The 9,989-nt window shown below is 61.2% G+C and carries 9 protein-coding genes; all 9 read right to left on the bottom strand.

The features are described 5' to 3' along the window. Positions 1-400 (bottom strand): UDP-3-O-acyl-N-acetylglucosamine deacetylase (locus ACIOU6_RS24545; RefSeq protein ID WP_401139132.1); only part of this gene is annotated, 400 nt, incomplete at its 3' end. Between the two features lie 112 nt (positions 401-512). Further along, positions 513-1,709, bottom strand: a complete 1,197-nt coding sequence (gene ftsZ, locus ACIOU6_RS24540) for a cell division protein FtsZ (protein ID WP_221731503.1) — start codon at positions 1,707-1,709, stop codon at positions 513-515. A 103-nt stretch (positions 1,710-1,812) separates the two neighbouring features. After that, positions 1,813-3,072 carry a cell division protein FtsA gene (ftsA, locus tag ACIOU6_RS24535; protein WP_047303071.1) on the bottom strand — a complete coding sequence of 420 codons (1,260 nt, stop codon included), beginning with the start codon at positions 3,070-3,072 and terminating at the stop codon, positions 1,813-1,815. 15 nt (positions 3,073-3,087) lie between these two features. After that, positions 3,088-3,954 carry a cell division protein FtsQ/DivIB gene (locus ACIOU6_RS24530; protein ID WP_221731504.1) on the bottom strand — a complete coding sequence of 289 codons (867 nt, stop codon included), beginning with the start codon at positions 3,952-3,954 and terminating at the stop codon, positions 3,088-3,090. A 4-nt stretch (positions 3,955-3,958) separates the two neighbouring features. Further along, the gene (locus ACIOU6_RS24525; protein WP_221731505.1) at positions 3,959-4,918 is read right to left on the bottom strand and encodes a D-alanine--D-alanine ligase; all 960 of its coding nucleotides are present in this window, start codon (positions 4,916-4,918) and stop codon (positions 3,959-3,961) included. Further along, positions 4,915-6,375: a UDP-N-acetylmuramate--L-alanine ligase gene (murC, locus tag ACIOU6_RS24520; protein ID WP_221731506.1), complete on the bottom strand. Its 1,461-nt coding sequence runs from the start codon at positions 6,373-6,375 to the stop codon at positions 4,915-4,917. Before murC ends, ACIOU6_RS24525 begins: the two co-directional genes overlap by 4 nt. Next, positions 6,368-7,438 carry an undecaprenyldiphospho-muramoylpentapeptide beta-N-acetylglucosaminyltransferase gene (gene murG / locus ACIOU6_RS24515; RefSeq protein ID WP_401139129.1) on the bottom strand — a complete coding sequence of 357 codons (1,071 nt, stop codon included), beginning with the start codon at positions 7,436-7,438 and terminating at the stop codon, positions 6,368-6,370. The genes murC and murG overlap by 8 nt, the downstream gene beginning before the upstream one ends. Further along, positions 7,428-8,645: a putative lipid II flippase FtsW gene (ftsW, locus tag ACIOU6_RS24510; RefSeq protein WP_401139127.1), complete on the bottom strand. Its 1,218-nt coding sequence runs from the start codon at positions 8,643-8,645 to the stop codon at positions 7,428-7,430. The genes murG and ftsW overlap by 11 nt, the downstream gene beginning before the upstream one ends. Continuing rightward, a complete protein-coding gene (gene murD / locus ACIOU6_RS24505; protein WP_221731508.1) occupies positions 8,642-9,988 on the bottom strand; it encodes a UDP-N-acetylmuramoyl-L-alanine--D-glutamate ligase in 1,347 nt (448 codons plus the stop codon). The genes ftsW and murD overlap by 4 nt, the downstream gene beginning before the upstream one ends. Between the last annotated feature and the right edge of the window lies 1 nt (position 9,989).

Below are 9,989 nucleotides of genomic sequence, written 5' to 3'. Positions count from 1 at the left end.
CACGCAGGTTGCGGATGAATTTCTTGGCGGCGTCCTGTTCTTCCAGGCCAGACGATTGAATCAGGAATACGAAGGGTCCAGCGCTGCCATCCATGATCGGGACTTCGGACGCGGAGAGCTCGACGTAGGCGTTATCGATGCCCAGGCCAGCCATGGCCGAGAGCAAGTGCTCTACCGTGTCCACTTTGACGTCGCCATTAATCAGCGTCGTCGACATAGTGGTTTCACCGACGTTTTCCGCGCGGGCAGGAATCTGCACCACAGGGTCGAGGTCAGCGCGACAAAACACAATGCCAGTGTCGACAGGCGCAGGCTTGAGGGTCAGGTAGACCTTCTCACCGGAGTGCAGGCCTACACCTGTGGCACGGATAATATTTTTCAGTGTGCGTTGTTTAATCATGGCTTGGGCCGCTTCAGCGCAAATTGCGAACTGGTATCAACAAAGGCTGGCGATGATAGCAGACCGAACCTTTGCTGAACACCAATCACCTTCATAGGCCTGATACATTCCATCAATCGGCCTGACGACGCAGGAATGCCGGGATGTCCAGATAATCCAGGTCATCTTGCGGATTCATCTTCGCGGCAGCCGCAGCACCAGCCTGAGCCTGGTTGCGCATGACGGTCGGACGGTCCAGGTCACGGTAGTTCACCGCTGGCGCTTCCTGACGGGCCGGAGCCGGTTGTTGCACCTGAGAAGCAGCCATCGAGGTGTGAACGGTGTTGTCGATAACCTTCACAGGCTTCTCGATTTTCGCGCCCAGACCCGTGGCAACCACAGTCACGTGCAGCTCGTCGCGCATGTCCGGATCGATAACGGTACCGACCTTGACCATGGCGTGCTCGGAAGCGAAGGCTTCAATGATGCTACCCACGTCGGAGTACTCACCCAGAGACAGGTCAGGACCGGCGGTGATGTTCACCAAAATGCCGCGTGCGCCTTGCAGGTTCACGTCTTCCAGCAGCGGGTTGCGAATGGCAGCTTCGGTGGCTTCACGTGCACGGTTCGGACCGCTGGCGCAGCCAGTGCCCATCATCGCCATGCCCATTTCGCTCATCACGGTACGCACGTCGGCAAAGTCGACGTTGATCATGCCCGGACGTTTGATGATGTCGGAGATACCGCGAACGGCACCGGCCAGTACATCGTCAGCCTTGGCGAAAGCCGACAAGAGGCTGGCGTCTTTACCGAGGATGGTCAGCAGCTTCTCGTTAGGAATGGTGATCAACGAGTCGACGCTTTCGGACAGCATGCGGATGCCTTCGTCGGCGATCTGCATACGCTTGCGGCCTTCGAACGGGAACGGACGGGTCACGACCGCAACGGTCAGGATGCCCATTTCCTTGGCCACTTCGGCGATGATCGGCGCAGCACCGGTACCGGTACCACCGCCCATGCCCGTGGTGATGAACACCATGTTGGTGCCGGCCAGCACTTCAGCAATGCGCTCGCGGTCTTCCAGAGCAGCCTGACGGCCGACTTCCGGATTCGCGCCGGCGCCCAGGCCTTTAGTGACGCCAGTGCCCAGTTGCAGGATGGTACGCGCGCCGATGTTTTTCAGCGCTTGAGCATCAGTGTTGGCGCAGATGAATTCGACGCCTTCGATGTTGCTCTTGACCATGTGATTGACAGCGTTGCCGCCGCCACCGCCAACACCGATAACTTTAATTACCGGGCTTGCGGGGATGTTGTCTACGAGTTCGAACATTTTCCCTCTCCTTACGTTCTCTAGTTTTTTCGCCTACTGCATTTTGTTGCGGTGCATCTACTGCTACTGCTTGCCGCCCGAAGCTTGACGCTTCGAACTGCAATTAAAAGTTGCCTTGAACCCACTTCTTCAATCGATCGAGCAACGGTGCCTGTGGCTCCTCGCTGCTGTAGCTGTCGCGGCTGCCGATGCCGGAGAACGAAACCCCGTCGGACTGTTTTTGCAGGCCGTACATCAACAAGCCAACGCCAGTGGAATAAATCGGGTTACGCACCACGTCATCCAGGCCTTTGACACCATGCGGCACGCCCAGACGGACCGGCATGTGGAAGATTTCTTCGGCCAGTTCGGTGGCGCCTTCCATCTTCGAAGTACCGCCGGTCAGCACGATGCCGGCCGGGATCAGGTCTTCGTAGCCGCTGCGACGCAGTTCGGCCTGGATCAGGGTGAACAGTTCGTCGTAACGCGGCTCGACCACTTCGGCCAGGGCCTGACGCGACAGTTCGCGCGGTGGACGGTCGCCGACGCTCGGCACTTTGATGGTTTCGCCAGCACCGGCCAGTTTGGCCAGGGCGCAGGCGTAACGGATCTTGATCTCTTCGGCGTACTGAGTCGGGGTGCGCAACGCCATGGCGATGTCGTTGGTCACCTGATCACCGGCAATCGGGATCACCGCGGTATGGCGAATCGCACCTTCGGTGAAAATCGCGATGTCGGTGGTGCCGCCGCCGATGTCGACCAGGCACACGCCCAGTTCTTTTTCGTCGTCGGTCAGGACCGAGTAGGCCGAAGCCAGTTGTTCGAGAATGATGTCGTCGATTTCCAGGCCACAACGGCGCACGCATTTTTCAATGTTCTGTGCGGCGTTGACGGCGCAGGTGACGACGTGAACCTTGGCTTCCAGGCGCACGCCGGACATGCCCAAAGGTTCGCGGACGCCTTCCTGGTTATCGATCACGTAATCCTGCGGCAGGGTGTGCAGCACGCGCTGGTCAGCCGGGATCGCCACGGCCTGCGCAGCATCCAGGACACGCTCAAGGTCAGCGGAGCTCACTTCACGGTCACGAATCGCGACGATGCCATGGGAGTTCAGGCTGCGGATGTGATTGCCGGCCACGCCTACGAACGCCGAGTGAATGCGGCAGCCCGCCATGAGTTGGGCTTCTTCGATCGCACGCTGGATCGATTGCACGGTGGACTCGATATTCACCACCACGCCTTTTTTCAGGCCGCGGGACGGATGTGTGCCGATACCGACGATTTCCAGCGTGCCGTCGTCCGAGACCTCGCCTACCAGCGCCACCACCTTGGAGGTGCCGATATCCAGACCGACGATCATTTTGCCGCTTTGCACGTTTGCCATGGGTCCTGCCTCTTCTTAATTCTTCGCGACAGCGGGTTGGGCTGTCGTCGGCGCTACGGGTTCCCGCCAGCCAACAGCAAGGCCGTTGGCGTAGCGCAGATCGATGCGCGCAATGTTCGTAATCTGGTCTTTAAGCGTCTTGTCATAGATGGCAATAAAACGGCGCATCTTTTCCACCAGGTTGCCGCGTCCCAGCAGCAACTCGATGCCGGGGCCGGAACTGCCGGCGCCGGTGGTCAGGAACCAGCTACCGCGCTCACGCAGTTCCAGGCGGGCAATCGAGAAGCCCATCGGTCGCAGCATCTGGCTCAGCACCTGGTATTGCTGCATCACTTGCTGTTGAGCCCGTTGAGGACCGAACAACTGTGGCAAGTGTTCGTAGTTCGCCAGTTCCCTGGGCGTAAACGCCTGGCCCTGGTTGTTCAGCAACGACTCGTCGCCCCAGCGGGCCACCGGCAGTTGTTCTTCGAGGCGGATCACCACTTGATCCGGCCACACACGGCGCACTTCGGCGTGGGCGATCCAGGGCATTTGCTCCAGTTCTTTGCGCATGCCCTCCAGGTCGATGGTGAAGAAGCTTGCCGCCACATAAGGAGCGATTCGCTGCTGCACCGCCTGCTGACTGATGTAACTCAGGTCGCCCTGGACTGCGATCTTGCTGATTGGCCGATCGGCGTACGGCAGCAGACGCTGTGCACCTTCGTAAGTACCGAAACCGAGCACGACCAACAGCACCGGCCAGAACAGGCTTTTCAAAAAGCCGAAATTGGCTTTCGGCAGGCGCGCGGACATCGGCTCTTTGGCCACCATTCGGCTGGCACCCCGAGGCACCGGCTTGCGGCCGGGTGCGGGGGGCTGATGTCTGAGCTGAGCGCCTTGCATCGTCTTAACCTCGAGCGTCTTCAACACTGGCGGCCAGAATGGCCAGAACCAGTTGCTGGAAATCCAGACCGGCAGCACGGGCTGCCATCGGCACCAGACTGTGATCGGTCATGCCCGGTGCAGTGTTCACTTCCAGAAACCAGAATTGCCCGTCGGCGTCCTGCATCACGTCCGCCCTGCCCCAACCGGCAATACCCAGTGCCTCACTGGCCTTGGCCGTGAGTTCCATGAGTTCCTGTTCCTTGGCGGCATCCAGCCCGCACGGAATGCGGTACTGGGTATCGTTGGCGATGTACTTGGCGTCGTAGTCGTAGAACGTGTGCGGTGTACCCAGGGCGATAGGAGGCAACACCTGGTCACGCAGGGTGGCGATGGTGAACTCCGGACCTTGAATCCATTGCTCAACCAACACTTGCGAATCGTAGGTACTGGCCGCTTTCCATGCGTCGATCAACTCGGACGCAGAACTCACTTTGGCCATCCCGATACTTGAACCTTCATGGGCCGGTTTGACGATCAAAGGGAAGCCCAGTTCCGTCGCTGCAGAAATACAATCGGCTTCGCTGCACAGTACAGCGTGACGCGGCGTCGGAATCCCGAGGCTGTGCCAGACCTGCTTGGTGCGCAGTTTGTCCATCGCCAGTGCCGAGGCCAGAATGCCGCTGCCGGTGTACGGAATGCCGGCGCATTCGAGCAGGCCCTGCATGGAGCCGTCTTCGCCGCCACGGCCGTGAAGAATGATGAAGGCACGGTCGATTTTTTCGCTGAGCAGACGCTGCAGAAAGTCTTCGCCGACGTCGATCCCGAACGCGTCCACACCCGCGCTTTGCAGCGCCTCGAGCACGGCATTACCGGATTTCAACGACACCTCACGCTCGGCACTCAAGCCACCGAAGAGCACGGCGACGCGGCCGAAGTCTTTCGGCGCAATAGTAGAGAACAGCTTGGCGTAGGCAGCAGTCATTTCAACTTCCCCTCGACCGACGCCGCCACGGCGCCAGCGAACAACTCACTTTTCAACAGTTTGGGTGCAAGACCGCCGATATCACCGGCGCCCTGGCACAGCAGAATGTCGCCGGCACGCAGCAGCGGCTTGACCAGCGGCGCCAGGTCGACGCCACGCTCGATGTAGATCGGGTCGAGCTGACCACGCTGGCGGATGCTGTTGCACAGCTTGCGGCTGTCGGCGCCCGGGATCGGCTCTTCACCGGCCGGATAGACTTCCATCAGCAGCAGCACGTTGGCGTCGGCCAGTACATTGACGAAATCGTCGTACAGGTCACGGGTGCGGCTGTAACGGTGCGGTTGGTAGACCATCACCAGACGGCGCTCCGGCCAGCCACCACGCACGGCTTTAATGACAGCGGCGACTTCGGTCGGGTGGTGACCGTAGTCGTCGACCAGCATCACGTGGCCGCCGTCCACCGGCAGTTCGCCGTAGACCTGGAAGCGTCGACCGACACCTTGGAAGCCCGACAGGCCCTGAACGATGGCTTCATCGCTGACGCCTTCGTCGGTGGCGATGCAGATGGTCGCCAGCGAGTTCAGCACGTTGTGATTGCCCGGCATGTTGACCGATACTTCCAGCGGCTCACGGTCTGGGCGCAGCACAGTGAAGAAGGTTTGCATGCCTTGCTGGCGCACATTGATCGCGCGCACGTCGGCGTCTTCGCTGAAGCCATAGGTCACGGTCGGCCGTTTGACCTGCGGCAGGATTTCACGCACCACCGGATCGTCCAGGCACATCACCGCCAAACCGTAGAACGGCAGGTTGTGCAGGAACTCGACGAAGGTTTTCTTCAGTTTGTTGAAGTCACCGTCGTAGGTCGCCATGTGATCGGCGTCGATGTTGGTGACCACAGCCACCAGCGGTTGCAGGTGCAGGAAGCTCGCATCGCTCTCGTCGGCTTCGGCGATCAGGTAACGGCTGGTGCCGAGCTGGGCATTGGTGCCCGCGGCATTCAGACGGCCACCGATGACGAACGTCGGGTCCAGGCCACCGGCCGCGAACACGGAGGCAATCAGGCTGGTGGTGGTGGTTTTGCCGTGCGTACCAGCGACGGCAATGCCGTGGCGATAGCGCATCAGCTCAGCGAGCATTTCGGCACGCGGCACCACCGGGATGCGGCGTTCCAGGGCCGTCGCCACTTCCGGGTTGGAGGTGTTGACGGCACTCGACACCACCAGCACGTCGGCGGCAGCGGCATTCTCGGCACGGTGGCCGATAAAAATGTGGGCGCCGAACGATTCCAGACGCTCGGTGACCGGCGAAGCTTTCAGGTCGGAACCGGACACTTCATAGCCCAGGTTCAACAACACTTCGGCAATGCCACACATGCCCACGCCGCCGATACCGACGAAGTGGATGCGACGGATGCGGCGCATTTCCGGTTGTGGCATGGCTTTCTGATTCTCAACCATGGGACACCTCCAGACAGGAATCGACCACACTACGGGTGGCATCGGGTTTCGCCAGACGGCGGGCCGCTTGGGCCATTTCTTCAAGTCGTTGCGGTTGCATCAAGACCTCTGTCAGGCGCGCGGCAAGGTCCGCGGCACCAGTCGTTCTTTGCGGCATCAGGAAGGCTGCGCCTTCAAGGGCCAAATATTCGGCGTTGCGGGTCTGGTGATCGTCGATCGCGTGGGGCAAAGGCACCAGCATCGAGGGCAGACCGGCGGCAGCCAGCTCACTGATGGTCAACGCACCTGCGCGGCACACCACCAGGTCGGCCCAGCCATAGGCTTGGGCCATGTCTTTGATGAACGGCTGCACCTGCGCATCCACGCCGGCAGCGCGGTAGCGCTCTGCAGTCACTTCATCGTGGTTTTTGCCGGCCTGATGAAACACTTCCGGGCGCAAATCGGCAGCGACTTGGGCCAGGGCTTCAGGCAGCAATTTATTCAACGGCTCTGCACCAAGGCTTCCGCCCAGGATCAGCAAACGCGCTTTGCGACCCGCCAGAGCAGGTCGCGGTGTTTCGAGGAACAGCTCGCTGCGCACCGGGTTTCCGGTGGTACGGCGGGTGTCCGACAGAGTAAAGGTGTCGGGGAAGGCTTCACACACCCGGGCGGCGAACGGCACCAGCAACCGATTGGCGGTGCCGGCCACGGCGTTTTGTTCGTGAACGATCACCGGCACGCCGGCCAGCTTCGCGGCAAGACCACCGGGGCCAGTCACATAACCACCGAAGCCGACCACGCACACCGGACGCAGCTTGCGAATGATTGCCCGCGCCTGCCAAACCGACTTGAGCAGCATGAACGGCGCCTTGAGCAGCGACAGCTTGCCCTTGCCGCGCAGGCCAGTGGCGTTGATCCGATGCAGTTCCAGTCCGGCCGCCGGGACCAGTTCGTTCTCGATCCCGCGTGGCGTGCCGAGCCAGTGCACGGTGTAGCCGCGCGCCTGAAACTCGCGGGCACAGGCCAGCGCCGGGAACACGTGGCCGCCGGTTCCGCCGGCCATGATCAATACGTTAGCGCCCATGATTCGGCTCCTCGGCGAAGTCGCTCTCATGGAACTCCATCTCTTCACTGCCCAGGTGGGTTCGACTCTCCCACTCGATCCTCAACAACAAACCCAGGCAGGCACAGCAGATCACCAACGAACTGCCGCCATAACTGAGGAACGGCAAGGTCAGGCCCTTGGTTGGCAGCAGGCCGACGTTCACACCGATGTTGATCAGGAACTGACCAATCCACAGGAACGACAGACCGTAAGCAACGTAAGCGGCAAAGTACTGTTTGGCCTTCTCGGCCCACAGACCGATGTACATGCCACGGATACAGACGAATACGAACAGCGCCACGGTGCACAGCGAACCCACCGCGCCCAACTCCTCAGCCAGTACGGAGAACACGAAGTCGGTGTGCGCTTCCGGCAGGTAGAACTGCTTCTGCACGCTGTTGCCCAGGCCAACGCCCAGCCATTCGCCACGACCGAACGCGATCAAGGCTTGCGACAATTGATAACCGGCACCGAACTGGTCGGCCCACGGGTCGGCGAAGTTGGTCAGACGTGCCATCCGGTACGGCTGCATCTGAATCAGCAAAACCACGGCCCCAACCGCCAGCACCACCATCAGCGAGAAGCGGAACAAACCAACCCCGCCGAGGAATAGCATGGCCGCCGCCGCGCCCATCATGACCACGGTGGCCCCGAAGTCCGGTTCCATCAGCAACAGGCCGGCCATCGGCAACAGGACGATGAACGGCTTGAAAAAGCCCATCCAGCTTTCGCGCACTTCTTTCTGGCGCCGCACCAGGTAACCGGCGAGGTAGATCACCACGAACACTTTGGCGATCTCGGACGGCTGAACGTTGAAGAAGCTGAAACCGATCCAGCGCATCGAACCGTTCACTTCTCGGCCGATGCCCGGAATGATCACCATCACCAGCAGACCAAACGCACCGAGCAGCATCAGCCAGCCCAAGCGTTGCCAGGTGGCGATTGGAATCATCATGGTGATGATGCAGGCGCCAAGGCCCAGCGCCACATAGATCAGGTGGCGAATCATGTAGTACAGCGCACTGCCCGACTGCGCGGCGGCCACTTCGGTGGACGCCGACGCGATCATGACCAGGCCGAGACCGAGCAGCGCCAGGCACCCGGCAAGCATCGGGAAGTCGAGGTCGATTCCGCGCCCGGTGATGATCGGCGATGGATACGGTTTGATGATGTTGAGCAGGCTCATGCCAGTTCCTCCACGGCGCGGACGAACTGGTGACCACGGTCTTCGTAATGCTTGAACATGTCGAAACTGGCGCAGGCTGGCGACAGCAGCACCACATCGCCCGGTTGGGCAGCGGCGCGGCATTGCTCGACGGCCTCAACCAAGGAAGTAACGCGGATCAGTGGAACGGCGTCGCCGAGGGCGGCGCCGATCTTGTCGCTGTCGCGGCCCATCAGAATCACGGCACGGCAGTGGGCGGCGACCGGATCACGCAGATCGTTGAATTCGGCCCCCTTGCCATCGCCACCGGCGATCAGCACGATCTTGCCGTCGATGTCCGCACCCAAGCCTTCAATGGCAGCCAGCGCGGCGCCAACGTTGGTGGCTTTGGAGTCGTTGTAATAAGCAACGCCGTCCAGATCGCGCACCCACTGGCAGCGGTGTTCGAGACCGGCGAAATTACGCAGCGCCGCGAGCATGGCCTCGAACGGCAGACCGACCGCATGACCGAGCGCCAAGGCCGCGAGGGCGTTGGACTGGTTGTGCGCGCCGCGAACTTTCAGCTCGCGCACCGGCATCAGGTTCTGGAATTCAAAGGCCAGGTATTTCTCGCCGTCTTCTTCCCGGATACCGAACGCCTTGAAATCCGGTTTGCTCAGACCGAAGGTCCAGCACGGCTGGCCCTCGCCGATCAATGGCCGCGTCAGTGCATCCTGACGGTTGACCACAAACTGCCTGGCACCACGGAAGATCCGGTGCTTGGCCAGGTGATAGGCCGGCAGACCGCTGTAGCGGTCCATGTGGTCTTCGCTGATGTTGAGTACGGTCGCCACTTCGGCGTTGAGCTGGTCGGTGGTTTCCAGTTGGAAACTCGACAGTTCCATCACGTACAGCTCGACGTCGTCACTGAGCAGGTCCAGCGCGGGGGTGCCGAGGTTGCCGCCTACTGCGACACGTTTGCCGGCCGCCATCGCCATCTCGCCAACCAGGGTGGTGACGGTGCTTTTCGCGTTGGAACCGCTGATGGCCACGATTGGCGCCTGCGCGTTACGCGCGAACAACTCGATGTCGCCGGACAGTTTCACGCCACGGGCGGCGGCGGCTTGCAGGGCCGGGGTCGCCAGCGCCAGGCCGGGGCTCACGTAGAGCTCGTCGGCACGGCACAGGAATTCGACGTCCAGCTCGCCACAACGCACTTCCACCTGCGGATAGTCACGCTTGAGCGTGGCCAGTTCCGGTGGATTTTCCCGCGTGTCAGCCACGGCAAACGACGTGCCCCGGCTCGCCAGGAAGCGAACCAGGGACATGCCGCTCTTGCCGAGGCCGACAACGATGCGGAAGTGGTCAGAAGCGATCAGAGACACT

The organism is Pseudomonas sp. NPDC087615, from assembly GCF_044743445.1.
GTDB classification, from domain to species: domain Bacteria; phylum Pseudomonadota; class Gammaproteobacteria; order Pseudomonadales; family Pseudomonadaceae; genus Aquipseudomonas; species Aquipseudomonas baetica_A.
The sequence above is the reverse complement of the archived record's forward strand: the minus strand, read 5'-3'. Positions and strand labels throughout refer to the sequence as shown.

Coding starts and splice junctions, on each gene's coding strand:
- ftsW (WP_401139127.1), bottom strand. CDS start 8,645: ATGAGCCTGCTCAACATCATCAAACCGTATCCATCGCCGATCATCACC.
- murC (WP_221731506.1), bottom strand. CDS start 6,375: ATGGTTGAGAATCAGAAAGCCATGCCACAACCGGAAATGCGCCGCATC.
- ACIOU6_RS24525 (WP_221731505.1), bottom strand. CDS start 4,918: ATGACTGCTGCCTACGCCAAGCTGTTCTCTACTATTGCGCCGAAAGAC.
- ftsA (WP_047303071.1), bottom strand. CDS start 3,072: ATGGCAAACGTGCAAAGCGGCAAAATGATCGTCGGTCTGGATATCGGC.
- ACIOU6_RS24530 (WP_221731504.1), bottom strand. CDS start 3,954: ATGCAAGGCGCTCAGCTCAGACATCAGCCCCCCGCACCCGGCCGCAAG.
- murG (WP_401139129.1), bottom strand. CDS start 7,438: ATGGGCGCTAACGTATTGATCATGGCCGGCGGAACCGGCGGCCACGTG.
- ftsZ (WP_221731503.1), bottom strand. CDS start 1,709: ATGTTCGAACTCGTAGACAACATCCCCGCAAGCCCGGTAATTAAAGTT.